Raw genomic sequence first — 24383 nt, forward strand, 5'->3', positions numbered from 1 at the left:
GCAAGCCCTGACAACCCGGTCAAATGTGGGAGCTGGCTTGCCTGCGATGGACTCACGGCTGCCACTAATCCACCTGATACACCACGGCCTGCGCGCCAGGCACGAAAGCCGTAATACTGCGTTCAGCAAAATTCGCCACCAACCGCGTCCCATCGGCAAAGGTGGTCTGCTGCACCTGCTTATCTTCCGTCAGCCAACGAAAATCCGTCATCGCCTGAGTCGCCAACCGCTCATGCAGCGGCCGAAAGAACGCATCCTGGCGCTGAATCACTGGCAAGCGCTGCTTCACCGTCGCCGCACTCAGGTGATACAGCGGCGGCACGTTGTAGAGCAGTTGCGTCAGCTCGTTCTCGGCCCGCACGTTGCTCAGTTTCAGGCTGTCGAACAGCCAATGGTGGGTGGTGATCACAGAGCCGTGGAATACCGCCTGATACAGCGGCAGGCGCATCGCCGGGTCAAAGTAGACCGTGCGAAACGGCTCTTTCAGCGGTACGGACTTGAAGAACACCGCCGGCTGCTCTGGTGGATACCAAGCCCCGACGTAGTACGGCGACTGCTTGTCCTGGGTCATCTCCCGATCACCCCAGCCCAGCACCGGCGTTTGCATGCCGTGGGCAAACAGGATGCCTCGGGCGGTGATCGCGTTGCCGTCCTCGGAACCTGCCGGCAACTTGAGCGCGGTATTGATCCAGCGGGCTGCGTCGATATTGCCTTCGGCGTTTTGTGCCTGGGTCATGCTCGCACCCGTGCGATAGCTGTCGAACAGCATGCTGGTGGCATAGGCGTCGAGGAACCAGGCGTTGAACCCGGACTTGGCCTGCACCGCCTTGATCCGCGCCTCCAGCAACGGACGCACACAGCGCGGGTCGGTGTAGTGGCCGGACTTCTGGAAGCCTGTCTTCAACTGGCCGCCCTTCAACACGATCGCGCACTCGCCATAGGCCTTGCTGCCCAGGTGCGCGGTGGTCCAGTCGGGGTTTTCAGTGGCAGACAGTGCCGTTTCATAAGAGTCGTAGGGCGCCATCAAGTAACCGGCGTCGACCCCGGCCTTCACCGCTTCAGGATGCCAGAGCCCACCTTCCCAGCCTTCGCCCTGGGTCACCAGCAGGCGCTTGAGACCGGCGTCTTTCAAAGCGTTGGTGACCGATAGGGTGTTGCCCCAGGTCTCGGGCGTTGTGCTCAAGGCACCGGCAAAGGCCACGGCCAACTCACGACGCAGCGCACCATAACCGTCAGCGAGTTGGGTCATATTCGGCTCGGTGGAGGGCTGCCAACCCTGCCGGGCCTTTGTGCTGATCGCCGCATTCAGGCCGCGCAGCAGGACAGCCTGCTCATACGGTTGCTTGACCTGTCGAACCTGCGCAGCCTCTTTGTCCAGCAAACCATTCAACTCCGCCGCCAGGCCTTTGCCGCTGCGCAGCAGTTTGAGCAACTGCGGCCAATCACGCACATCACCCAGGCTCAGCAGGTCATTACCCCACAGGTAGATATGGCTGGCGCCCAGCAGCTTTTCCGCTTCCGGGGTTTGCCGCAACTTGTCTGCCAATGGTTCAAAAAGCTCCTGCTCCACCAGCCATTGGTGATAGCGCTTGGCGCCGGCCAGCGGGTCGCTTTCGCCCAGGTGCAACAGCACGGTCATCGGCGCGGCGGGGTCCAGCGTGGTGAATTCATGGAACGCGGATATCGCCAGCCCTATACCGTCGGCCTGCCAGTGCAAACGGTTGTTGTAAGGATTGGTCATCAGCCAGTTGAGGGTGAACGCGCCGTGGTCCACGCCCCACAACGGCAAACTGAGGTCCTGGGTGGTGTTGACGTCGCCCTGCTCCAGCAGGAAGTCCTGCCATACCGCATTGCCCGCCGGCACATAATGCCCTTCGGCCAGTGGCCAGATCAGGCCCTTGCCCATGGCGCTGGCGGGTTGGCGCAGGATCGCCAGCTCACCGGCATCACGGGCGGTAATCGTCAGGGCAAGATCCCGTTGATCGAGGGTGGCGCTCAAGCGATAGGCGCCATCGTCCCATTGCCAACTGGCCTGACGGGCGTTTTGGGAGAGCTGGTTGACCCTGTGCGCAAGGACTCCGCTTGAAGCCTGCACGGCGGTCTTGTCGCTGGGGATAACGTGGATCGCAAGGGTCGCCGGATCGATCTCAACCCGCCACAGGGCGTTCTCCAGCACCGTGCCGGCAAGGGCCACGGGCGACAGCAACAAGCTACAAACCAGCAGAAAACAACGCATGGGCAGGCCTTGGCAAAAGGATCAGGCCCGGAGGGTAAAACAATTGATCGGGTGCGAAGGGCAAAAAAATGTTTCAGGGAACATTCCCACGTCCGTGTAGGAATGTCATCGCAGTGGCTGTCAGGCGTTTTCTTTCTTCGGCTCGCGAATCTTGTACCAGGCCACATACAGCGCCGGCAGGAACAGCAGCGTCAGCAAGGTCGCGATGATGATCCCACCGATCATCGCGTAGGCCATCGGCCCCCAGAACACTTCCCGGGCAATCGGGATCATGCCCAGGCTGGCCGCTGCCGCCGTCAACAGGATCGGCCGGCGCCGGTGTTCGGTGGCTTCCACCACCGCGTCCCACGGCGTGTAGCCGTCGCGCTCGTAGGCGTCGATCTGCGTCACCAGGATCACCGAGTTACGGATGATGATGCCGATCAACGCGAGGATCCCGAGGATCGCCACAAAGCCCATGGGCGTGCCCGTGGGAATCAGCGCCAACACCACGCCAATCAGCCCCAGCGGCGCGACGCTGGCCACCAGGAACATCTTCTGCACGCTGTGCAACTGAATCATCAGGAAGGTCGCCATCAAGAACAGCATCAGCGGCACCACCCTGGCAATCGGGCCCTGGGCCTTGCCGCTTTCTTCCACGGTGCCGCCGGTGGCGACCTTGTAGCCCACCGGTAACGCGGCGCTGAACTTGTCGATTTCCGGCTTGAGCTGTTTCACCAGGTCGGTCGGCTGCATGTCGTCGCGCACCGCCGCCTTGATGGTGATGGTCGGCTTGCGGTCGCGACGCCACACCAACGGCTGTTCAAGCTCATAGCGCACGGTGGCGAACGCCAGCAGCGGAATCGAGGTGCCGTTGGGCGTGACGATCTGCAGGTTCTGCAACGTCTCCGGCGTACCGCGCTCGGCATCTTCGGCGCGGCCGACCACATTGATCAGGTAGATGTCGTCATGCACTTGGGTCACCGACGCACCGCTGACCACGCTGTTCATCAACTGCGCCACGTCTTCCGACGACAGCCCCAATTGCCGTGCCTTGTCCTGGGCGATATCCACCCGCAGGACTTTGCCGGGCTCGTTCCAGTCGTAGATGATTTCGCCCATGTGGGAATTTTTATCGAGCATCGTCGCCAGCTCGATCGCGTGTTTGCGCACTTGGTCGATGTCCTTGCCAGATACCCGGTACTGGATCGGACGCCCCACCGGCGGCCCCATTTCCAGCGGCTGCACGAAGCTGCCCACGCCGACAAAGTCTTCCCGCAGGCGTTTTTGCAGGCGCGCAATCAACGCGCCGCGCTCTTCCAGGCCTTTGCTGACGATCACCAGTTGCGCGTAGTACGGGTTCTCCAATTGCTGGTCCAGCGGCAGGTAGAAACGGATCGCGCCCTGGCCGATGTAGGTGCTCCAGCGGGCGATGTCCGGGTCGTCCTTGATGATCGCCTCAAGACGGTCGACGGCCTTGCGGGTCTCGTTGATCGAGGCGTTTTGCGGCAGGTTGAGGTCGACGAGAATTTCCGGACGGTCCGAGGACGGGAAAAACTGGTTCTGCACAAACTGCATGGAAAACACCGACACCACAAACAGCAGCACCGTAATGCCAATGGCCCACCAGCGGTTGCGCATCGCCCACAGCATGCCGCCATTGAACGCCCGGCCCACACGGCCCGGCTCGGCGTTATGAGGTTTTACCTTGCTGCTGAGGATATGCACCCCGAGCACCGGTGCGAACAACACCGCGACCACCCACGAAACCAGCATCGCCACGGCAATCACCGCGAACAAGGTGAAGGTGTACTCGCCCGCCGAACTGGCATTAAGGCCAATCGGCACAAAACCGGCAACGGTCACCAGCGTACCGGTCAACATCGGGAACGCCGTGGAGGTGTAGGCGAAGGTCGCCGCCTGCTCCTTGGTTTCGCCTTTTTCCAGGCGCGTGATCATCATCTCCACGGTGATCATCGCGTCGTCCACCAACAGGCCGAGGGCGATGATCAAGGCACCCAGCGACACCCGCTGCATGGTGATGCCGCTGTATTCCATGAACACGAACACCAGCGCCAACACCAATGGAATCGAGCACGCCACCACCAACCCCGCACGCACACCGAGGCTGATAAAGCTCACCACCAGCACGATGATCACCGCTTCAAACAACGCGCTGGTAAAGCCGCCGACGGCCTCTTCCACTACTTCCGCCTGATCGGAAACCTTGTGCACGCCCACACCCACCGGCAGGTCGGCGGTCAGCTCGTCCATGCGTTTGTGCAGGGCCTTGCCGAAATCCTGGATGTTGCCGCCCTTCTGCATGGCGATGGCCAAGCCAATCGCCGGCTTGCCGTTAAAGCGGAACATCGGCGTCGACGGGTCGACATAGCCTCGGGTGATTTCCGCCACGTCAGCCAGCCGATAAAAACGGTCATTGAGCCTCAGATTGACGTTGGCCAGGTCCTTCTCCGAGGCGAACTGCCCGGAGGTGCGCACCGAAATCCGCTCCGGCCCCGCCTCGATCACACCAGCCGGGGTCACCGCGTTCTGTGATTGCAGGCTCTGCACCACCTGGCGCTGATCAATCCCCAGGGCCGCGAGTTTGCGGGTGGAGAAATTCAGGTAAATCACTTCGTCCTGCTGGCCGATCATCTCGACTTTGCCCAGCCCCGGCACCGAACGAATCTCGGCGCGCGCTTGCTCGACGTAGTCGCGCAACTGGCGCATCGACAGGCCATCGGCGGTGAACGCATACACCGAACCGAACACGTCACCGAACTCGTCGTTGAACGCCGGCCCCTGCAAGCCTTGGGGGAAGCTGCCGCGGATGTCATCGATCTTCTTGCGGACCTGGTACCAGATCTCCGGGATCGCCTTGGCGCTGGTGGTGTCCTTGAGGAACACAAACACTGTGGACTCACCGGGCCGGGTGTAGCTTTTCACGTAGTCGAGGGAGTCCAGCTCTTCGAGTTTTTTCTCGATGCGGTCGGTGACCTGCTTCAGGGTCTCTTCCTGGGTCGCGCCTGGCCAACGGGTCTGGATCACCATGGTCTTGATGGTGAACGACGGGTCTTCCTCGCGGCCGAGGTTCATGTACGAGAACACGCCCATCAGCAGCGCGACGAACATCAGGTACCAGACGAAGGACTGATGCTTGAGGGCCCAGTCGGATAAGTTGAAGCTCCCTTTCATCGCGGGCTGTCCTCGTCGATTTTGACTTTTTGCCCCGGTTTCAGGCTGTTCACGCCGGCACTCACCACGCGCTCACCGGGCTTGACGCCGGCATTGAGCAAGGCGCTGTCGGCGTCACGGCTGACGATGGTGACGTCACGGGGTTGTACGGTCTGGCTTTGGGTGTCGATCACCCAGATGCGGGTCTTGCCGTCGGCTTCCTGCAGGGCAGTGAGGGGCAGCTCGATGCGTGGGACGATGGCTGAACTGAGGGTCACGCTGATAGCGGTGCCGAGGCGAAACGCGGATGGCGTTTCGGCCAGGGTCAGGCGGGCGCGACGAGTGCGGGTGGCGCTTTGGGCCTGGGGTTCGATCTCGCGCACGGTGGCAGTGGTGCTGACGGTGGGGTCCATCTGCCCGGCGACCAGGAACACCACATCCGGCGGCAGACGCTCGGCGAGGCCGGCAGGCAAATCAATGACGGCTTCCTTGATGTCCGGTCGCGCCAGGGTCACCACTTGCTGCCCGGCGCTGACCACTTGGCCGGCCTCGGCATTCCAGGCGGTGACGATGCCCGCGTGGTCGGTGCGCAGTTCGGCGTAGTTGAGCTGATCCTTGGCCTGATTGACCGAGGCCTTGGCTTGGTCGAGGGAGGCCTGGGTGGTTTTCAGGTCGGTCTGGGCCACATCCAGTTGGGCCTGGGCGCCAACGCCGCGGTTGAACAGTTCCTGCTGGCGACGGGCATTGGCCTGGGCGTTGATCCACTGCGCCTGGACCCTGGCCAGGTCGCCCTGGGCAGCGCGCAACTGGTTCTGTTGGTCGGTGGGGTCGAGCACGGCGAGCAACGCGCCCTGCTCCACTTCAGCGCCCACGTCGACGGCTCGGCGGGCAATGCGGCCTGGCACGCGGAACCCCAGGTTACTTTCATAACGGGCCTGGATCGTTCCGGCGAAGCGACCAAGGTTTTCCTGGTCTTCGGATTTCACTTCAATCGACAGCACCGGGCGCACCGGCTCCGGCGCTGGATCTTCCTTGGAGCACGCCACCAACAACAGGCTGACGGCGAGCACACACGTCAGCCGCTTCATGGCTGCACTCCTTGGGCCTGGGCCTGATCCGGCGGCTGGGCGATTTCCACGATCATGCCGGGATGCAACAGTTGCCCGCCGGCCACCACGACTTTTTCGCCGCCCTTGAGGCCGTCGCTGATGATGACCTTGCCGGTCAGATAGCGCGCGACCGTGACCTTGTGCAGTTGCGCCTTGCCGTCAGCGTCCACCAACCATACCGCTGGTTCGCTGATGTCTTTGGTCAATGCGGCCCACGGCAATTCAATGCTGGCCTTGGCCGGCCCGTTGGCGGTGGCGCTGACCACCGAGCCCAGTTGCATGCCCTTGGGCAACGCGTCGAGGGCGATTTTGACTTGCACCGTGCCGGTATTCGCAGCCACGGCCGGGGTAACTTCGCGGACCTTGCCCACGGCGGTAATCTGCGGATTTTCCAACAGGCTGACGGTAATCGGTTTGTCCGGCGGCGGCTCCACCAGCAGCGACTCATAGACGTTGAACACCGCATCGCGCTCACCGTCCCGAGCCAGGCTGAAAATCGGCACCGTGGCCTGCACCACCTGGCCCACCTCGGCCTGGCGCGCGGTGATGATGCCCGGCGCGTCGGCGACCAGCGAGGTGTAGCCCAACTGCTCGCGGGCATTGGCCAACTGCGCCTGGGCGGCGGTCAGCGCGCTCTGGCTGCTGCGCAACGCGGCCTGGGCGGAGTCGTATTCGCTGCGGCTGGTGTAGCCCTTGGGCAGGAGTTTTTCCTGGCGCACAAACGCGGCGGCGGTCTGTTTGACCCGCGCCTGCTCCGCGACCACCTGGGCCTGGGCGGAATCGACATTGGTCTGCAAATCTTTCGGATCGAGCTTGGCCAGCACCTGCTTGGCGCTGACGCGGTCACCGACATCCACCATGCGCTGGATGATCTTGCCGCCGACGCGGAACGACAGATCGGTCTGCACCCGGGCCTGGATATCACCGGTCAAGGTCACGGCGGCGGCAAAGTCGGTGGACTTCACCGTCTGCACAAACACCCGGGAATGTTCCTTGGGCTCGGTTTTTTCCTGGCCGCAACCGCTCAGCAGCGCCAGCAGGCCAAGGCCGAGGATAATAAATGTGGAGTTGGGACCGCCCATGCAGGCTCCTTTTGCGTGATGCCGCCGTGCCAGTGTGTATGCGACTGTGAGCTTAGAACAGGGTTCCTTATCTGCATGGAGAATCCCATACTCCAATGGTTCCCAAAGCGATAATTTTTCTCATGCTCAAAACCCTCGCGGTGGCCAATTACCGCTCGATCAACAAATTGGTGGTGCCACTGGATCGGCTGAACCTGATCACCGGCCCCAACGGCAGCGGTAAATCCAACCTGTACCGCGCCCTGCGGCTGCTGGCGGAGACGGCACAGGGCGGTGTGATCAATGCACTGGCCCGCGAGGGTGGGCTGGATTCGACCTTCTGGGCCGGGCCGGAAAACATCAGCCGGCGCATGCTCAGTGGTGAAGTCGCGGTGGAACCCATCGTGCGCCAGGGCGCCAAGCGTTTGCGCCTGGGGTTCGCCGGGGAAGATTTCAGCTATGCGATTTCCCTGGGGTTGCCGGAGCCGGGCGAGTCCTACTTTTCCCTGGACCCCGAGATCAAGAAAGAATGCATCTGGGCCGGCCACGTGTACCGCCCAGCGAGCCTGCTGGTACAGCGCTCCGGCCCGATGGTGCGCGCTCGCGAAGGCCGGGCCTGGGATGTACTGGCCCAGCACACGCCGAACTACCACAGCCTGTTCGATCAGGTCGGCAGCCTGCGGGGTTCGCCGGAAGTGTTGCTGCTGCGTGAAAGCATTCGCGGCTGGCGCTTTTATGACCACTTTCGCAGCGACGTCGACGCCCCGGTGCGCCAACCTCAACTGGGCACGCGTACGCCGGTGCTGCATCACGATGGTCGGGATCTGGCGGCGGCGTTGCAGACCATTCGCGAGATTGGCGATCCGGACGCCTTGCAGCGGGCAATCAGCGACGCGTTTCCCGGCGCGCGGTTGAATATCGAGCCGTTGCAGGGCGGCCGTTTTGCCATTGAGTTTTATCAGGAGGGGTTGCTGCGCCCGTTGTCGGCAGCGGAGCTGTCGGACGGGACCTTGCGCTATTTGCTGCTGGTGGCGGCGCTGCTGACGCCGAGGCCACCGACGATGATGGTACTGAACGAACCGGAAACCAGTTTGCATCCGGACCTGCTGCCGGCATTGGCGCGGCTGATCATCCAGGTGTCGCAGCAGTGCCAGGTGTGGGTGGTGTCCCATGCCAGCCGCTTGATTGCGGCGTTGCAGCAGGATGAAGGGTGTAATTCGATCGTGCTGGAAAAGGTGATGGGGCAGACGCAGGTGGTGGGGCAGCGGGTGCTGGATGAGCCGGCGTGGCATTGGCCCAGTTAGGCGGCGCCTGTGAGGGCCTCTTCGCGAGCAAGCCCGCTCCCACATTTGTCCGCATTCCAAAGGTGGAACTCGGTCGAATGTGGGAGCGGGCTTGCTCGCGAAGACGGTAGATCAGTCACCCAACAGCTAAATGATCAGCCCTGCCACTTCCCGCCTTCAACAATCACACTCTCAGGCTTGGTGTCATCGCTCAGTTCCTTGCGAACATACTGGTCATACAGCTTGAGCAGATACTTCTCCTCGCCCAACTTCGCCAGTTCGGCATTCACCCAATCCCGCAGTTCGATATTGCCTTTCTTCACCGCCGGCGCAATCGGCGCTTCATCCCCCAGTTTCTGCTCCAGCACACGGTAGCCCGGGTTCTGCTTGGCCCAACTGAACAGCACCAGGTTGTCCTGGGCATAGGCATCACCACGGCCAGCCGACAGCGCTTGCAGTGACTCGGAGTTTTTCTCGAACTTCAGCAGTTTCCAGTCCGGGTGGTTCTTGGTCAGCCAGATATCCGCGGTAGTGCCGGTGGTGACGATGGTGGTGCGGGTCGCCAGGTCGTCCAGGCTTTTCACCGGGCTGCCGTTGGCCACCAGTGCCTGCACCGCCACTTTCAGGTTCGGGTTGGTGAAGTCCACCGCTTCCTTGCGCTCAGGCGTCACGGTCATGTTGGCGAGGATCAGGTCGACCTTGTCGCTTTGCAGGAACGGAATGCGGCTCGCCGGCTCCACGGCAACGAATTCAACCTTGTTCTCGTCGCCCAGCAGGTCCTTGGCGAAGCGGCGGCCGATGTCGGTATCGAAGCCGACGTAGCGACCGGACTCATCCACAAAACCAAACGGCGGCTTGTCGGTAAACACGCCGACGATCAGCTTGTCTCGCGCCTTGATCTTGTCGATGTAGCTCACCGCCGCTGGGGCCGGGGTGGCCGCAGCGGCCGTCTTGGCGGGCTCTTCGGATTTATTGCAGCCGGCCAGCAACGCGAGGCCGAACAGGGGGAATAACAACTTGGCAGTTTTCATGACAGCTCCAGTTCCTTGGTTCTTTTGGGCAGTGTTGAAACGAAGGAGAACTTCTCCAGGAACTGCTGCGCGCGTGCGGTTTGCGGGTTCGTAAAGAATGCCTCGGGGGTGTTTTGTTCGAGGATGCGGCCGGCCTCCATGAACACCACGCGGTCGGCGACGGCGCGGGCGAAGGCCATTTCATGGGTGACGATCAGCAGGGTCATGCCGTCCCGGGCCAGGCCCTGGATCACTTCCAGTACTTCCTTGACCATTTCCGGGTCGAGGGCAGCGGTGACTTCGTCAAACAGCATGACCTGCGGGTTCATGCACAACGAACGGACGATGGCGATGCGTTGCTGCTGGCCGCCGGAGAGTTGGCGCGGATAGGCGTCACGCTTGTCCGAGAGACCCACCCGTTCCAGCAGTTTTTCTGCCTGGGCACGAGCTTCGCGGGGCTCGCGTTTTTGCACTTTCAGCGGGCCGAGCAAAATGTTGTCGAGCACGCTCATGTGCGGGAACAGATGATAACTCTGGAACACCATGCCCACGTCCTGGCGCACCTGGCGCCAGTCGGTGGCCTTGTCCAGCAGCTCCTTGCCGGCAAAACGCAGGCTGCCGCTGTGGGCCACTTCCAGGCCATTGAGGCACCGCAGCAAGGTGCTTTTGCCGCAACCGCTGGGGCCGAGGATCACCACCACTTCGCCGCTTTGCACGCTCAGGTCGATGCCCTTGAGCACCTGCTGGTCGCCGAAGTATTTATTGAAACCCTGAAACTCGATCAATGCGCTCATGCTTGGGCCCAGCGCCGTTCCAGCACCTTGGAGGCGGCCGACAACGGGTAGCAGATAAAGAAGAAAAACAGGAACAGCGCGCCGTAGATCAACACCGACTCGTAGGTGCGCTCGATGATTTGCTGGCCAACCTTGATCACGTCCACCACGCCGATCAGCACCGCCAGGGAGCTGGTCTTGATGATGCGGGTGTAGACGTTGATGGTCGGCGGGGTCATGCGTTTCAGGGCCTGGGGCAGGAGCACGTAGCCATACAACTGCGGGTCCGACAGGCCAATCGACAGGCCGGCTTCACGCTGGCCGCGGGGCAACGAATGCAAGGCACCGCGCACCACTTCGCCGACTTCACTGGCGCCCCACAGCGACAACACCAGCACCGCGCACCAGAAGCTTGGAATGCTCAGACCAAAGAAAATCGGCAGGCCGAAGAACAGCAGGTACAGCCACACCAACACCGGAATGGCGCGGAACAGCTCGAGGTAAATCCGCAGCACCAGGTTGATCGCTTTCGAATTCAGCGTGCGCAGCACGCCATACAACACGCCGCCGACGGTACTGAAGGCAATGCTCAGGAACGAGATCGACAGGGTTTGCGCAGCGCCCTTGCCCAGTTGCGGCAACGACACCCAGAGTAATTCAAGACCCGAACTGGCCATGCTGGAGCCTCCTTTCAAGGCGGCTGAGCAGCAGCGACAGCGGCAGGAATAACAGCACGCAGATCAACGTCAGCACCGCGAGCATTTCGTAGGTTTTGTAATAGAGGGCAATGTAGCTTTTGGTGGTGTAGAGAATTTCCGGCACCGCCACCGCCGACACGATGGTGGTTTCCTTGAGCAGGAAAATGAAGTTCGCAAACAGCGCCGGCAGGCTGAGGATCCCCGCCTGAGGCAGGATCACATGGCGCAGCAGCTGCCAGTGGGACAGGCCGATGGACTTGCCCGACTCGATCTGCGCCAGCGGCACCGCCTCGACACCGGCGCGCAGCACTTCCGTGAGGTAGGCGCCGCCGAGAAAGGTCATGGTGATGATCGCCGCCCAGAACCCGGAGATATTCAATCCCAAGGCCGGCAACGCGAAGTAGACGAAAAACAGTTGGATCAGCAGCGGTGTGTTGCGCGCCAGTTCGACGTACAGCGCCACCAGGCGCCACACGTAGGGTGTGCGAAATACCAGCAGTGCAGCGTTGATCAGGGCCACCACTAACGAGGTACCGATAGCGATCAGGCCGACTTGCAAGGTCACGCCCACGGCCTTTAGAAACGCCGGCAGTGTGCTGAGGATAAATGCGTAATCGAAGGTCATCTGAAATCCCTGACGCCGCAGGGGTAATGCGGCGTTGGTGCGGTCCGGGTCAGCGTGGGTAACGCTGAGTAGCGCCGACTTTAAAGGTATAAAAAGCAAAATTTAAATACCGAAATAGCATATTGATATCACCCAAATAGATAACCTGCGGATTCGCGGTACCGGCGGATGACAGCTACTGTTTCCGGGGAAGTAGGAAGGGTCTTTTTATCGGTGCTGCACTTCAGGGATAGGCAGCGCGTGGCCAGACTGACGGCCAACCAACAGACGAGGGAATGAGCGATGACAAAAGCAAAACCGATTGATCCGCAGGAGCTGGTGAAGTGGCTGGTGGCGTTGCGCAGGGCCATTAACAGCCGGAATCTCTGAGCTGACACGGTCCCAAATGTGGGAGCGGGCTTGCTCGCGAATGCGGTGTATCAGTCAGCAGATGTGTTGGCTGACCCACCGCATTCGCGAGCAAGCCCGCTCCCACATTTCGATTGCATTCCAGCCATAAAAAACGCCGACGCTGTAGAAGCCGTCGGCGTTTAAACCTTGAAGGAGGTTTTGGGGCTCGATCAGAACGCCGGCACGACCGCACCGTTGTATTTCTTCTCGATGAAAGCTTTCACTTCAGGGCTGGTCAGGGCTTTGGCCAGCTTCTGGATCGCGTCGCTGTCCTTGTTGTCCGGGCGGGCAACCAGGAAGTTCACGTACGGCGACTTGGCGTCTTCGATGATCAGTGCGTCCTTGGCCGGGTTCAGGCCGGCTTCCAGGGCGTAGTTAGTGTTGATCAGGTCCAGGTCAACCTGGTCCAGTACGCGTGGCAGCAGGGCCGATTCCAGCTCTTTGAATTTCAGGTTTTTCGGGTTGCTGGCGATGTCTTTCGGCGTGGCCAGGGCGTTGGTCGGGTCTTTCAGGGTGATCACGCCAGCCTTTTGCAGCAGCAGCAGGGCACGGCCGGAGTTGCTGCCTTCGTTCGGGATGGCCACGGTGGCGCCATCTTTCAGCTCAGAGATGTTTTTGATCTTTTTCGAGTAACCACCGAAGGGTTCAACGTGCACACCGACCACGGTCACCAGGTTGGTGCCTTTACCCTTGTTGAAGTTTTCCAGGTACGGCAGGGTCTGGAAGTAGTTGGCGTCCAGACGCTTCTCGGCCACCTGCACGTTCGGCTGCACGTAGTCGGTGAAGACTTTGATTTCCAGGTCCACGCCTTCTTTGGCCAGGGTCGGCTTGACCAGCTCAAGGATCTCGGCGTGCGGGATCGGGGTAGCGGCTACCACCAGTTTCTCGTTGGCCTGGGCGAAGCTTGCAGTCAGGGCAGCCGCCAGTGCGGTAAACAACAGAACCTTTTTCATGCAGTGTCCTTATCGAAAATCCGGGTCGTCTGGGACGGCCGCTTTGTAGTTGAGTGCCAGCGAAGTGCTATCGCGGCGTGAAGCGGACAATACCGAGGTTTTTTATTCCAGAACAATACTTTTTATTCACTTTGATATTCCATTTTGTTCATACAGACGCCAACCCTTTCAATAGACGCCTCAACGCATCACGTTCGGCCTCGGTACCGCTGCTGAGGATCTGCCGCGCCTGGTGTTCGATCTGCGTCACCGACGGCAGCGGCAGGTTCAAATGCTCCGGCAAAATCTCGTCGCCACTGCTGACCAACAGGGCAAAGTGAATCACGTTCTCCAACTCCCGCGTGTTCCCCGGCCAGCTGTGATGCTCCAGCACGCGTTGGGCTTCGTCGCTGATCAGCGGTACCGGCAAGTCGAGGCGCTGGCTGTAGATGCCGAGGAAATACTCGGCCAGTGACAGGATATCGCCCACCCGCTCGCGCAGTGCCGGCAACTCCAACTGGCCTTCGCTGAGGTAATGGAACAGGCGCTCGTGAAACTTGCCGGCTGCCACGGCCTGAGCCAGGTCGATGCTGGTGGCCGCCACCAGCCGCACATCCACCGGACTTGGCTGATGAGCGCCAACGCGGGTCACTTCGTGGTTTTCCAGCGCCGCCAGCAACTTGACCTGGATCGGCAACGGCAGGTCGCCGATTTCATCCAGGTACAAGGTGCCGCCATTGGCCGAGCCAAACCAGCCGGCGCGGCTACTGGCTGCGCCGCTGTGGCTGCCTGCGGCGTAGCCGAACAGTTCGGCGTCGGCATAAGTCGGGCTGATGGCGCCGCAATTGACCGAAACAAACAAGCCGGTGCGGTCGCTGCCACGGTGGATATGCCGCGCGAGCAATTCCTTGCCGCTGCCGGTTTCGCCGCGGATCAACACGGGCAAGGCACGGGGGGCGAGATTTTCGAGGTCTTCGCGCAGTTGCCGCGAACGCGGGTCGACAAACACAAGGGCCTTGGCACGAATGCTCAGGGGGCTTTTTTCGGCGTCGGGGAAGGTCAGCAGGGGCTGACCGAAGGTTTCATGCAGGCTCATGGCAGACTCCCGCCCCATCCACGAAGGGGAAGGGGCGTTTAAAAAATTTTATGCACGGCGCCGGGAGTGATGTTCCAGGCGATTTTGCAGGCGATAGAGGTAGGCGAAACCCTGCTCCCAGCGTTGATGGCCGGACTTCACATTGATATGCCCGGCCCCCGCGAGAATCCCCGCTTCGGCGCCCCAGTTACGCGCCAGTTCCAGGGCGCGGGTGGCGCTGACGGCGCTGTCGTTGTCGGAGCTGACAACCTGGCTTGGGAACGGCAACAGATGCTTGGGGATTGGCGCGAAGTTACGCAGGGCGGGAGCGCAGGCAGGGCGTTCGACATCGGCCGGGGCCACCAGCAAGGCGCCGCGTACCTGACGCAGGAACTGCACCGGTGCGGTGGCGGCCCAATGGGCGACGGCGATGCAGCCCAGGCTGTGGGCAATCAGAATCACCGGGGTGCTGTCGGCGGCGATGGCTTCGGCCAGTGCGGCCACCCAGTCTTCGCGGCGCGGGGTGAGCCAGTCGGCTTGCTCCACGCGTGCGCTGTTGGGCAGGCTGTTCTGCCAATGACTTTGCCAATGATCTTCTGGCGATCCTTGCCAGCCCGGCACGATCAGATAACGAATCGACTCGCTGTGCATGGGTGTGCCCTCCTGCAGCGTTTAACGTTGTGGGTCAGTATAGGCACGGGGTATATATTCGTTAAGGAATAAGAAGCTATTTATTAATAACCAAAATGTTTGTTTGAGGGGGGGGGGTTTAGGGGTTGGGGGGACATATCCGTTATTTGGGTAACGGCGGCTTATGGTTCCGCTCTTACAGCGGCTCACTTTTGAAGAGCGCAAAAGTAAGCAAAACGCTCTTGCCCCACCACTCGGCACCTCGCTAATGCTCGGTGTGCCCTCACTCCGGCTTTGGACCGTGGGCCGCCGCGATGGGCCATCCATGGCCCAGCGCGGCTAACCCGGCGTCCTGCCGGGTTACCCACGCTCCAAAGCCTGCGTTCGGCCAGCGTGGTTTAACGGGGCGCCTAAGATCAAGATCAAAAGCAAGAGCACAGCGGCCTCCCGGCCGGCTTGAGTGTGGTGAAGCAAAATCAAAAGCTAAAGCGGGCACGGTCCAAATGTGGGAGCTGGCTTGCCTGCGATAGCATCAACTGGGTGTACCTGATGTACCGAGTTGTCTGCATCGCAGGCAAGCCAGCTCCCACAGAAAAGCAGATCTGCATTCTCTCTGGCTTTTGATCTGGCTTTTAACACTCAAGCCGGCCTGTAGGCCGCTGTGTTCTTGATCTTGCTTTTGATCTTGATCTGCGGGCCCCGTCAACCACGATGGCCGCAAGTAGGCACGGTGGAGCGGGTAAATCGGCAGGGATGCCGATTTAGCCGCGCCGGGCCATGGATGGCCCGTCGCGGCGGCCCGCGGAGCCGTGCCGGAGTGCGGGCATGCCGAGCCTAGGCGAGGCACCGAGTGGTGGGGCAAAGACCTTTTGGTTACTTTTGGGGCGTTTGCCAAAAGTGACCCGCTGTAAGAGCGGAACCCTAAGTAGCCGTTACCTAAGTAACGGATATGTACTCCCCCCAAAGCCCCAAAAAAAAGGCCGCACCCTGCCAAGGAAACGGCCAAAAAAATTGTCGAGGCATTTGAAACTAACGTGCAGTAATCACCGACAGCTTGGTAATCCCCGCGCGCTCGATAGACGCCATGGCTCGCGCCACTTCGCCATAATTAACTCCATCGTCAGCCTGCAGTTGCACCCGAACCTCCGGGTCCTTGGCCTTGGCCGACTGCAAGTTGAATTCCAGCAAATCCGGCTGAATTTCATCCTTGTTGATAAACAGTTTGCCGGCAGCATCAATGCTCACCACCAGCGGGTCTTTCTGCTCCACCGGCGCCACGGCCTCAGTCTTGGGCAGGTTGATCGGAATCGCATTGGTCAACAACGGCGCCGTGACAATAAACACCACCAGCAGCACCAACATCACATCCACCAACGGCGTGACGTTGATCTCGCTCAGCACCTCATCACTGTCTTGCGTGGAGAAGGCCATCTCAGGACGCCTCCTTCACTTTTTGCGCGCCGCCCTGGGCACCGGCCTTGCTCAGCGTCGGGTGCAGCAGCACGCGGAACGAGTTCTTCTGCGCCAGGCTGTAGAAGTCATGGGCGAAGTCATCCAGGTCAGCAGCCGTGAGTTTCAGGCGACGCAGGAAGTAGTTGTAAACCAGCACCGCCGGCACCGCGACGGCAATACCCACACCAGTGGCGACCAACGCGGCACCAATCGGCCCGGCCACGGTTTCGAGGCTGGCGGAACCGGCGGCGCTGATGCCTTTCAACGCTTCCATGATCCCCCAAACGGTACCGAACAGACCGATAAACGGCGACGTACTGCCGATACTCGCGACCACCGCCAGACCCGTTTCCAGGGAGCGACGCTCACGCACGATTTGTTGGCGCAGGGCACGTTCCAAGCGGTCCTGATGATTGATCGCCTGGCTCAGGTCAGCAGCGTGTGGCGCCTCACCCACCTGGATCGCGGCGTAACCGGCCTGGGCCACACGAGCAGCGGCGCCCGGCCTGGTTTCAGCCAGTTCAGCGGCCGAGTCCAGACTGGAGGCCGCCCAGAACTGTTTGTGGAATTTGCGATCCTGGGACTTGAGGCGACCGAACTGGACGCCCTTGAGCAGGGCCAGGCCCCAGGTAGCGACCGAAAAGACCACCAGCAGCCAGATCACCGCGCTTTCGATGGATTCAGTTGGAGATGCTAATGCCATGATGTTTTCCCTCTGTGCAGGTCGCGATGTGTCCGACACACCGCATCCAATAATTAATGAATCTTGAAATCAATCGGTACGCTGACCCAGCCGTCCTGGGCCACATCGCCCTGCTTGGCCGGTACAAAACTCCAGCGTTTAACGGCAGCCAGTGCGGCTTCGTCGAGTTGCTGGCGACCACTGCTTTTCTGAATCTGGATCTCACCCGGCTTGCCGGTGGCCAACACATGCACCCGCAACAACACCGTGCCTTCCCAACCCCGGCGCTGGGCCAGTGACGGGTATTCGGGCGCCGGGTTCTTCAGGTACGCGGCGTTGGCCGAGGCCGGTGTAACCGGCGCAGGCGCGGGCGGTGCGGGTGCTGGAGCCGGTGGCGCAGGTACAGGCGGCGCGGGCGGCTGCTCGGCGACCGGTTTCGGTGCGGGCTTGGGCACTGGCTTCGGTACCGGCTTGGGTTTCGGAATCTTTTTCGGCGCCGGCTTGGCGGCCAATTCATCGACCACCGGTGGCGGTGGCTCGACAACCGGTGGTGGCGGCGGTGGCGGCACGGGCGGTGGCGGCTCCACCACCGGCGGCGCCGGCTGGGAAAATTCGATCGTCATTGGCGGAATTTCCGGCGGCACAATCGGCAGCACCGGGGTTGGCTTCTGGCTGACCCAATAGATCACCGCACCATGCAAAGCCAGCGCGAGAATCCCCAACAGGATCGCTTCACGCCGACTCAACACTCCCTTGGGGGTTTTCTGCGTACGCAACTGCCCCAACGGCGCGCGGTGCGGCCGGCCAAGGTCGACCAACTCACCACCCGGTGCGTGGCGCCACTGCACCTCTTGTGCACTGGCGGCGGTCTGGACATTGCCCATTGATTAACTCCCCTGCGGTCTTAAGCAAAAAAACCGACGGGCCTGCCTTGGCGGCCGTCGAGGGCTGAATCATCGGGGCCAGACGCTTATCTCTTAAAGTAATCTTTAAAGTTATACATAGATCCAAAATGAATAAACGAAACATCCAGATACGCCAAAGCCACGGCCTGCGCGGGCTGGCGCCGAGGCGCAAAATCCGAATGCTTTTGAGGCATACAAAATATTCACTCAAGGCATGACTCAGCGGGGGTTACTGGCACATAAATCCTGCAATTGACGCAGTAACGCCTGCCCCGCTGCGCCCAAACCATTACGGCCATACAGCGCCAGCCGCACGCCCTGCACCGCCGGCAAACCGCTGTCTGCGCCCAACACCACATGCCCGGGCTGCACGACCCGCACCGGCAGCAAGCTGATTCCCAGCCCCGCCGCCACCGCCGAACACACGCTGGCCAGGCTCGCGCTGGAATAACCGATGCGCCAGCGCCAGCCACCCACCTCCAGGTGATGCAGCATTTCATTGCGATACAGGCCACCGGCGGGAAACGCCACCAGCGGCAGCGGATCACGCCCCAGGGACGGTGCGCTGCGGCTGTCGACCCAGCACAAAGGCTCCGGCCAGGACGCCAGACAGTCATCGCTGTCGCCCATTTGCTTGACCAACAGCACGTCGAATTCACCGCCGCGATAATCCCGCAGCAACTCCGGCCCCAAGCCGCTGGTGACCTCCAGGCGCACCCGTGGATAAGCCTGTACAAACGCCGACAGCAGTGGCATCAAGCGCTCGGCCGCAAAGTCCTCGGGCACCGCCAGGCGCAGCACGCCATCGCTCTGCTGGTTGATCAGCACGTCGGCAGCCTCTTCGTGCAGCGCCAGGATGCGCCGCGCATAAGCCAGCAAGCGTTCACCCTCCACCGTGGCCACCACGCGGCGCTGGTCGCGGTCGAGGACCTGGCTGCCGAGTGCGTCTTCGAGGCGGCGGATCTGTTGGCTGACCGTGGACTGGGTCAAATGCAGGCGCTCGGCCGCGCGGGTGAAATTGCCGCAATCGACGACGGCAACAAAGCTGCGCAACAACACAGGATCGAACATGGGCTCACCATTCCATTTGCCACTGATTGGCATGGTTATATTTAATTTCAGAATACCCCTGCGGCTGCCCATACTTCACGCCTCATTGCGCACGAGGGGTTTTCCATGACTGACGATCAACAGCATCTGCATCACGCCGTGCAACTGGCCAAGGCCAACGTGGCAGCCGGTGGCCGCCCTTTTGGTGCCGTGCTGGTGCGCGACGGCAAGGTGCTGGTGGAAGCGGTCAACGAGATCCACTTGAGCCAGGACCCCACCGCCCACGCCGAGATGCTCGCCATCCGTGCCGCCAGCCAACAACTCGGCCCGCGCCTCGACGGTTGTGTGATCTACGCCAGCGGCCAGCCCTGCCCGATGTGCCTGAGTGCGATGCACCTGTGCGGCATATCCCGCGTGGTGTTCGCCGCCAGCAACGAAGTGGCGGCGCCCTTTGGCCTGTCGACAGCGGCGATCTACCAGCAAATGACGTTGCCTTTGGCGGAACAAAAATTGCCCGTACAGCATCTGCCTCAAGCGGCGATGCAAACCCTTTACGGTGAATGGCAGGCCCTGCATGACGCTGAATAATTCGTTCGCCGGCAAACTCGCCGGTTGGGGTTTGCTGGTGGTGCTGGGCCTGAACCTGCGGCCCATCCTCAGCTCCATCAGCCCATTGCTGGGGGAAATCCGCCTGGCCACCGGCCTGAGTTTCCAGAGCAGCGCCCTGCTCACCAGCCTGCCAGTGATCTGCATGGGGCTGGTAGCGTTGGTGGGTGTGCGCCTGGAGGCGAAGCTGGGAGAACGTCGCGGGATTGCCCTGGGCCTGATGATGATTCTGCTGGCGTGCCTCGCGCGCTGGCTGTTTGGCCAGGCGCCGGCGCTGCTGGCTACCGCACTGTTTGGCGGCGCCGGTGTGGCGCTGATCCAGGCGCTGGTGCCGGCGATGATCAAGCGCCAATTCCATCAGCGCGTGCCGTTGGCGATGGGGGTTTACTCGGCGTCGCTGATGGGCGGCGGTGGCTTGGCGGCGCTGCTCAGCCCGTTGGTGGCGGGGCATTTCCAGCACTGGCAGGCGGGGCTCGGGATCTGGCTGCTACCGGCCCTGGGCGCGCTGTTGCTGTGGGCGTGGCTGCCATTGGGTGCGGCGAAAAACCCGCAGGTGACGGCGCCGTTCCAGGGCCTGCGCAACCGTCGGGCGTGGTTGCTGGCGCTGTATTTCGGCCTGGTGAATTGCGGCTACATGAGCATGGTCGCGTGGTTGCCGGCCTACTATCAGCAGTTGGGTTGGGACGTGCTGCCCAGTGGTTCGCTGCTGGCGTTCATGACGATCTTCCAGGTGATCGCCGCGCTGTTGATGCCCGCACTGGCGCAACGCGGCATTGATCGTCGGCCGCTGCTGAGCATCAGCCTGCTGGCCCAGACCGTGGGCTATATCGGCCTGCTGACAGCGCCGCTGGAGTTTCCGCACCTGTGGGTGGCGCTGATCGGCTTCGGCCTGGGGGCATGTTTTGCCCTGAGCCTGCTGCTGACCCTGGATCACCGCCGCGACCCTCGGGAGGCCGGCCAGCTGGCGGCGTTCGTCCAGGGCGTGGGCTTTTTGATCAACGCCATTTCGCCATGGCTGACTGGCTGGCTGCGGGAATTGACCGGCAGTTTCGTCAGCGCCTGGCTGGTGCTGACGCTGACGGTGGTGGCGATGCTGATACTCACCCAAGTGTTCAGCCCGGCGACGTATCGCACCGCTCCCGTTGCGGCCTAGAAGTCGTAGCGCCCGGTCACCCCAAGCGTGCGCGGGGTGCCCAACAGCCCTTCATAACCCCCGTTACCGCCGGTCCACAGGGTGGTGTAGTAGGTCTTGTCGAAGGCGTTCTTCAGCCATAACGACACGTCCCACTGCCCCTGCTGGTAATTGCCCCGCAGGCCGGTGGAGAGGTTGACCACCGCGTAGGCCGGGATCTGCCCGAAATCGGAATCTTCCACCGTGCCCACCGCCTTGGAGCGGAACGCATAACTGGCGGTGACGTAGGGTTCGAAGCCGTTATCCAGGTTCCATTTGTATTCGCCATTAGCGTTGGCAATCCACTTCGAGGCGCCCACCACCTGGTGGCCACTCAAGTCGCACGAAGCGGGCGCACCCGGGCGCAGACTGACTTCCGGCGGGCACGGCGCATCTTTGTACGACAGGTACTGCACGTCGTTGTACGAGCCGTTGATATTGAGCGTCAGACCCTTGATCGGGATCAGCGTGCTCTCCACCTCCACGCCCCGGGAGCGCACCGAGCCGGCGTTGGTCAGGTACTGCACGCGGTTGCTGTCGTCGTAGGCATTGGTCTGGTAGCCGTTGACCTGGGTCCAGAACAGGTTGGCGTTGAGTTGCAGGCGACGGTCCCACAGGGTGCTCTTGAACCCCAGCTCGGCGTTGTTCGCGCGCTCGGTACCGATCAACAGCGAGTCCGGGCCGGCGGTGGGTGCGGAGCCCACCGCCAGGTTGACCCCGCCGGATTTCTCGCCGTGGGACAAGGTCGCGTAGCCCAGCAAGTCGTCGTTGAAGCGATAGCTCAGGTTCAACAAACCGGAGGGGCTGGTGCTGTATTGGTTGAGGTCGCCGGAGTCATAAGCCCCCGCGCGCCCGCGCCGTGCAGTGGCCGCCGCGCCGGTGACTGCGTCGCCGCCAAGGGGTGCATTGCGCGTGACCCAGGCACTTTTCTGCTCATAGGTACCGCGCAGGCCGGCGGTGAAATCCAGGCGCTCGGTCAGGTGCCAGGTGCCTTGGGCGAAGAGCGCAAAACTGTCGGTGCGGATATGCCCGTTGCCCACGCTGCTGACGTTGTTCAAGGCGCCCGTGGGCGTGCCGTTCCAGATGTCGGCCTTGGGCCCGTAATAGGCGAAGGACTTGTTGTCCAGGTCGGAGCCGAAGTAGTAGGCGCCGAGCACGTAATCGAAGAAGCCGCCGGTGGGTGAGGCCAGGCGAAATTCCTGGGACCACTGTTTGTCTTCCACCGACACGCCGGCGTTGTAGGAGGCCGGTACGTTGAGACCGTCGTCGTTGCGCGGGGTGAAATTCCACCAGCGGTACGAGCTGACCGAGGTCAGGGTGAAGTCGCTGGGCAGGGTCCAGTTGGCTTCCAGCGAGGTGCCGCCCTGGAACACGGTGACGTGCTGGTCGCTGTCGAGGTTGACCTTGCGGTGCGTGCCGTCGACCAGGGTCGCGCCTGCCGCCGCCGCCCGCGATTGATAGAGGTTGGTGCCATTGATGGTCGGCCCGGTGCTGTACAGCACCCGGGTACCGGCGCTGGAATCTTCTTCGTTGTAGTCGCCGATCCAGCGCAGGTTGAAGGTGTCGCTGGGCTTGTACTGCAGTTGCCCACGAAAGCCCTGGCGCGAACCGCCATTGAGGTCGTGGCCGTCGTACTCGTTCTTGATGTCGCCGTCGCTGCGAGTGCGGTACGCGGAGAAACGGCCCGCCAGGTCCTCGGTCAGCGGGCCGGAAATCGTGCCCTTGGTCTGGAAGTAACCGTCCTCGCCCAAGGAAGTCTCAATGCTGCGCTCCGGAGTAAAACTCGGCGCGCGGGTGCTGATGTTAATCACCCCGGCGGTGGTGTTCTTGCCGAACAGCGTGCCTTGAGGACCGCGTAGTACTTCGAGCTGTTCGATGTCCATCAAGTCGAACACGGCCATCCCCGGCCGCCCCAGGTACACGTTGTCGATATACAGCCCCACACTTCCTTCCAGGCCGTCACTGGCCGGGTTGTTCCCCAGCCCGCGAATCGACACGCTGGACTGACGCGCATGCATGTAGGCGACGTTGACGCTGGGCACCAGTTGCTGCAAGTCCTGAATCCGGTAGACCCGCTGGCTCTCCAAGGCCTGGCCGCCGATCACGCTCATGGGCGTGGGCACGTCCTGGGCACTTTCGGTACGCCGCCGCGCCGTCACCGTGACCGTTTCCAACTGGCCACTGGCATTCTCACCCTTGGGTGCTGGCGCAGGCTCGTCGGCCGCCTGGCTGCTGGACCAACTGGCACTGCCCGCTAGCAACAGCGCCATCGGCAGGCGTTTCAGGCGCCAGGGAGAGGGAGGGACAGCGCGATTCAACAGGCTCATAAGCGGCTCCGGTGTCAGGAAATACGCTGGATCGCATATTCCTAAAGGCTATTTATTTATGTTTTTACAAACATTTACTGCATAAGAGATAGCCTTTATAAGGAGTCGACCTAATGCATAGCCAATGCATTTCCCCGATATTTTCAATGTGAAAAATGCATATCGACCTGCGCCAACTTCGCCACTTCATCGCCCTTGCCGAGCAACGCAGTTTTGTCGCGGCAGCGGTGACCGTGAACCTGTCGCAATCGGCCTTCAGCCGCAGCATTCAAGCGCTGGAACTCAGTGCCGGTTGCCAGCTGGTAGACCGTGGGCGCAAGGACCTGGCGCCGACCAAACAAGGCCAGGTACTGCTCGAGCATGCACGGCGGCTGGTCAGTGGCGCCCAGCAACTGGCGAATGAGATCAGCCAGTTCAACGGGCTGGAGGCGGGTGAGCTGCGCTTCGGTTGCGGCCCGGCGCCCGCTGCCGGATTGATCCCCAGAGCCATCGGCAGTTTTATCGGGCGCTACCCCAAGGCCCGGGTGCAGTTCCAGGTGGACGACTGGCAAAGCCTGAGCAAGCGCCTGCTCAGCGAAGAGTTCGAATTTTTCGTCGCCGACACCCGGCATTTCGAGGCCCACCCGGATTACCAGACCCACCGCTTGCGCCCGCGCAAATGGCACTTCTGCTGCCGCGCCGGGCACCCGTTGGCGGAGCTGGAAAGCGTGACCGCGGCACAGTTGATGAGCTATCCGCTGGCGGTGACGATTCGCCCGCCGAACCTGCGCAAGGTCATCGTCGACCTCAGCGGCCGACCCGACTACACGCCCAACGTCGAATGCGAAAACGGGTACAGCCTGCTGGGCGTGGTGCTGCGTTCGGACGCTATCGGCATCGTCAGCGCCAACAGCGACGTGCTGCACATGGCCCGTGGCGAGCTGGTGTGCCTGCGGATTGAGGGTTTGGCGGAAGACCTGGAGGAGCGCTACACCCGCTATGGGATTGTCAGTCGCGCGGGGTATCGGCTGTCACCGCTGGCGGAGGCGATGATCGAGCAGATCAAGGTGATTGATGAGCAGGATGAAGAGGTGTGTGCGCTGGAGAATTTTGCTGTCTGAGCGACCGCTATCGCAGGCAAGCCAGCTCCCACAGGGGCATGCATCTCAAATGTGAGAGCTGGCTTGCCTGCGATAGCACCAGTCGCCACACCCATGCACCCACTGCATAAAACCC

20 protein-coding genes are annotated in these 24383 nt (G+C 61.8%); 4 read left to right on the forward strand and 16 right to left on the reverse strand.

Annotated elements, in window-relative coordinates; all coding sequences use genetic code 11:
* Nucleotides 1-64 precede the first annotated feature (64 nt).
* From JFU58_RS31605 to JFU58_RS31620, 4 genes are all read right to left on the reverse strand, one after another.
* Complete coding sequence (locus JFU58_RS31605) at nucleotides 65-2236, reverse strand: glycoside hydrolase (RefSeq protein WP_201143074.1); 2172 nt, start codon at nucleotides 2234-2236, stop codon at nucleotides 65-67.
* A gap of 120 nt (nucleotides 2237-2356) precedes the next feature.
* Entirely contained in the window at nucleotides 2357-5410 is a 3054-nt protein-coding gene (locus JFU58_RS31610) for an efflux RND transporter permease subunit (RefSeq protein ID WP_201143075.1), read from the reverse strand.
* The gene (locus JFU58_RS31615; RefSeq protein WP_201143076.1) at nucleotides 5407-6477 is read right to left on the reverse strand and encodes an efflux RND transporter periplasmic adaptor subunit; all 1071 of its coding nucleotides are present in this window, start codon (nucleotides 6475-6477) and stop codon (nucleotides 5407-5409) included. The genes JFU58_RS31610 and JFU58_RS31615 overlap by 4 nt, the downstream gene beginning before the upstream one ends.
* Nucleotides 6474-7580 carry an efflux RND transporter periplasmic adaptor subunit gene (locus tag JFU58_RS31620; RefSeq protein ID WP_063033608.1) on the reverse strand — a complete coding sequence of 369 codons (1107 nt, stop codon included), beginning with the start codon at nucleotides 7578-7580 and terminating at the stop codon, nucleotides 6474-6476. The genes JFU58_RS31615 and JFU58_RS31620 overlap by 4 nt, the downstream gene beginning before the upstream one ends.
* A gap of 122 nt (nucleotides 7581-7702) precedes the next feature.
* Here JFU58_RS31620 and JFU58_RS31625 point away from each other — a divergent pair, with 122 nt between their 5' ends.
* On the forward strand, nucleotides 7703-8863 hold the full coding sequence (locus JFU58_RS31625) for an AAA family ATPase (RefSeq protein ID WP_093202955.1): 1161 nt from the start codon (nucleotides 7703-7705) through the stop codon (nucleotides 8861-8863).
* A gap of 134 nt (nucleotides 8864-8997) precedes the next feature.
* Here the strand turns inward: JFU58_RS31625 and JFU58_RS31630 are convergent, their stop codons facing one another.
* The 11 genes from JFU58_RS31630 to JFU58_RS31680 form a co-directional block, all read right to left on the reverse strand.
* Nucleotides 8998-9873 carry a transporter substrate-binding domain-containing protein gene (locus tag JFU58_RS31630; RefSeq protein WP_010168882.1) on the reverse strand — a complete coding sequence of 292 codons (876 nt, stop codon included), beginning with the start codon at nucleotides 9871-9873 and terminating at the stop codon, nucleotides 8998-9000.
* Complete coding sequence (locus JFU58_RS31635) at nucleotides 9870-10646, reverse strand: amino acid ABC transporter ATP-binding protein (RefSeq protein ID WP_017478085.1); 777 nt, start codon at nucleotides 10644-10646, stop codon at nucleotides 9870-9872. The genes JFU58_RS31630 and JFU58_RS31635 overlap by 4 nt, the downstream gene beginning before the upstream one ends.
* The gene (locus JFU58_RS31640) at nucleotides 10643-11302 is read right to left on the reverse strand and encodes an amino acid ABC transporter permease (protein WP_063033610.1); all 660 of its coding nucleotides are present in this window, start codon (nucleotides 11300-11302) and stop codon (nucleotides 10643-10645) included. Before JFU58_RS31640 ends, JFU58_RS31635 begins: the two co-directional genes overlap by 4 nt.
* Nucleotides 11283-11948 (reverse strand): amino acid ABC transporter permease, encoded by a 666-nt coding sequence (locus JFU58_RS31645; protein WP_063033611.1) that lies wholly within the window; start codon nucleotides 11946-11948, stop codon nucleotides 11283-11285. Before JFU58_RS31645 ends, JFU58_RS31640 begins: the two co-directional genes overlap by 20 nt.
* Nucleotides 11949-12508: 560 nt before the next feature.
* Entirely contained in the window at nucleotides 12509-13291 is a 783-nt protein-coding gene (locus JFU58_RS31650) for a MetQ/NlpA family ABC transporter substrate-binding protein (protein WP_063033612.1), read from the reverse strand.
* Nucleotides 13292-13439: 148 nt separating this feature from the next.
* Entirely contained in the window at nucleotides 13440-14366 is a 927-nt protein-coding gene (locus tag JFU58_RS31655; RefSeq protein WP_093202957.1) for a sigma 54-interacting transcriptional regulator, read from the reverse strand.
* A 48-nt stretch (nucleotides 14367-14414) separates the two neighbouring features.
* Nucleotides 14415-14996, reverse strand: coding sequence for an alpha/beta hydrolase (locus tag JFU58_RS31660; RefSeq protein ID WP_201143077.1), 582 nt, complete (start codon nucleotides 14994-14996; stop codon nucleotides 14415-14417).
* A 1008-nt stretch (nucleotides 14997-16004) separates the two neighbouring features.
* The gene (locus tag JFU58_RS31665) at nucleotides 16005-16406 is read right to left on the reverse strand and encodes an ExbD/TolR family protein (RefSeq protein ID WP_017478080.1); all 402 of its coding nucleotides are present in this window, start codon (nucleotides 16404-16406) and stop codon (nucleotides 16005-16007) included.
* 1 nt (nucleotide 16407) lies between these two features.
* On the reverse strand, nucleotides 16408-17133 hold the full coding sequence (locus tag JFU58_RS31670; protein ID WP_108083617.1) for a MotA/TolQ/ExbB proton channel family protein: 726 nt from the start codon (nucleotides 17131-17133) through the stop codon (nucleotides 16408-16410).
* Between the two features lie 50 nt (nucleotides 17134-17183).
* Nucleotides 17184-17993 carry an energy transducer TonB gene (locus JFU58_RS31675; RefSeq protein ID WP_201143078.1) on the reverse strand — a complete coding sequence of 270 codons (810 nt, stop codon included), beginning with the start codon at nucleotides 17991-17993 and terminating at the stop codon, nucleotides 17184-17186.
* Between the two features lie 240 nt (nucleotides 17994-18233).
* A complete protein-coding gene (locus JFU58_RS31680; RefSeq protein WP_076015530.1) occupies nucleotides 18234-19085 on the reverse strand; it encodes a LysR family transcriptional regulator in 852 nt (283 codons plus the stop codon).
* Between the two features lie 105 nt (nucleotides 19086-19190).
* Between JFU58_RS31680 and JFU58_RS31685 the strand changes: the two genes are divergently transcribed.
* Entirely contained in the window at nucleotides 19191-19652 is a 462-nt protein-coding gene (locus JFU58_RS31685; RefSeq protein ID WP_201143079.1) for a nucleoside deaminase, read from the forward strand.
* Complete coding sequence (locus JFU58_RS31690; protein ID WP_093202971.1) at nucleotides 19639-20823, forward strand: CynX/NimT family MFS transporter; 1185 nt, start codon at nucleotides 19639-19641, stop codon at nucleotides 20821-20823. The genes JFU58_RS31685 and JFU58_RS31690 overlap by 14 nt, the downstream gene beginning before the upstream one ends.
* On the opposite strand, the gene JFU58_RS31695 is transcribed toward JFU58_RS31690, so the two are convergent.
* Nucleotides 20820-23168, reverse strand: coding sequence for a TonB-dependent receptor (locus JFU58_RS31695; RefSeq protein WP_201143080.1), 2349 nt, complete (start codon nucleotides 23166-23168; stop codon nucleotides 20820-20822). The two genes, JFU58_RS31690 and JFU58_RS31695, sit on opposite strands and share 4 nt — an antisense overlap.
* Before the next feature lie 155 nt (nucleotides 23169-23323).
* Here JFU58_RS31695 and JFU58_RS31700 point away from each other — a divergent pair, with 155 nt between their 5' ends.
* Nucleotides 23324-24268: a LysR family transcriptional regulator gene (locus tag JFU58_RS31700; RefSeq protein WP_063033621.1), complete on the forward strand. Its 945-nt coding sequence runs from the start codon at nucleotides 23324-23326 to the stop codon at nucleotides 24266-24268.
* The last annotated feature ends 115 nt before the right edge of the window (nucleotides 24269-24383 follow it).

It is taken from the genome of Pseudomonas sp. TH34 (genome assembly GCF_016650865.1).
Taxonomy (GTDB): domain Bacteria; phylum Pseudomonadota; class Gammaproteobacteria; order Pseudomonadales; family Pseudomonadaceae; genus Aquipseudomonas; species Aquipseudomonas yamanorum.

Coding starts and splice junctions, on each gene's coding strand:
- JFU58_RS31605 (WP_201143074.1), bottom strand. CDS start 2,236: ATGCGTTGTTTTCTGCTGGTTTGTAGCTTGTTGCTGTCGCCCGTGGCC.
- JFU58_RS31610 (WP_201143075.1), bottom strand. CDS start 5,410: ATGAAAGGGAGCTTCAACTTATCCGACTGGGCCCTCAAGCATCAGTCC.
- JFU58_RS31615 (WP_201143076.1), bottom strand. CDS start 6,477: ATGAAGCGGCTGACGTGTGTGCTCGCCGTCAGCCTGTTGTTGGTGGCG.
- JFU58_RS31620 (WP_063033608.1), bottom strand. CDS start 7,580: ATGGGCGGTCCCAACTCCACATTTATTATCCTCGGCCTTGGCCTGCTG.
- JFU58_RS31625 (WP_093202955.1), top strand. CDS start 7,703: ATGCTCAAAACCCTCGCGGTGGCCAATTACCGCTCGATCAACAAATTG.
- JFU58_RS31630 (WP_010168882.1), bottom strand. CDS start 9,873: ATGAAAACTGCCAAGTTGTTATTCCCCCTGTTCGGCCTCGCGTTGCTG.
- JFU58_RS31635 (WP_017478085.1), bottom strand. CDS start 10,646: ATGAGCGCATTGATCGAGTTTCAGGGTTTCAATAAATACTTCGGCGAC.
- JFU58_RS31640 (WP_063033610.1), bottom strand. CDS start 11,302: ATGGCCAGTTCGGGTCTTGAATTACTCTGGGTGTCGTTGCCGCAACTG.
- JFU58_RS31645 (WP_063033611.1), bottom strand. CDS start 11,948: ATGACCTTCGATTACGCATTTATCCTCAGCACACTGCCGGCGTTTCTA.
- JFU58_RS31650 (WP_063033612.1), bottom strand. CDS start 13,291: ATGAAAAAGGTTCTGTTGTTTACCGCACTGGCGGCTGCCCTGACTGCA.
- JFU58_RS31655 (WP_093202957.1), bottom strand. CDS start 14,366: ATGAGCCTGCATGAAACCTTCGGTCAGCCCCTGCTGACCTTCCCCGAC.
- JFU58_RS31660 (WP_201143077.1), bottom strand. CDS start 14,996: ATGCACAGCGAGTCGATTCGTTATCTGATCGTGCCGGGCTGGCAAGGA.
- JFU58_RS31665 (WP_017478080.1), bottom strand. CDS start 16,406: ATGGCCTTCTCCACGCAAGACAGTGATGAGGTGCTGAGCGAGATCAAC.
- JFU58_RS31675 (WP_201143078.1), bottom strand. CDS start 17,993: ATGGGCAATGTCCAGACCGCCGCCAGTGCACAAGAGGTGCAGTGGCGC.
- JFU58_RS31680 (WP_076015530.1), bottom strand. CDS start 19,085: ATGTTCGATCCTGTGTTGTTGCGCAGCTTTGTTGCCGTCGTCGATTGC.
- JFU58_RS31685 (WP_201143079.1), top strand. CDS start 19,191: ATGACTGACGATCAACAGCATCTGCATCACGCCGTGCAACTGGCCAAG.
- JFU58_RS31690 (WP_093202971.1), top strand. CDS start 19,639: ATGACGCTGAATAATTCGTTCGCCGGCAAACTCGCCGGTTGGGGTTTG.
- JFU58_RS31695 (WP_201143080.1), bottom strand. CDS start 23,168: ATGAGCCTGTTGAATCGCGCTGTCCCTCCCTCTCCCTGGCGCCTGAAA.
- JFU58_RS31700 (WP_063033621.1), top strand. CDS start 23,324: ATGCATATCGACCTGCGCCAACTTCGCCACTTCATCGCCCTTGCCGAG.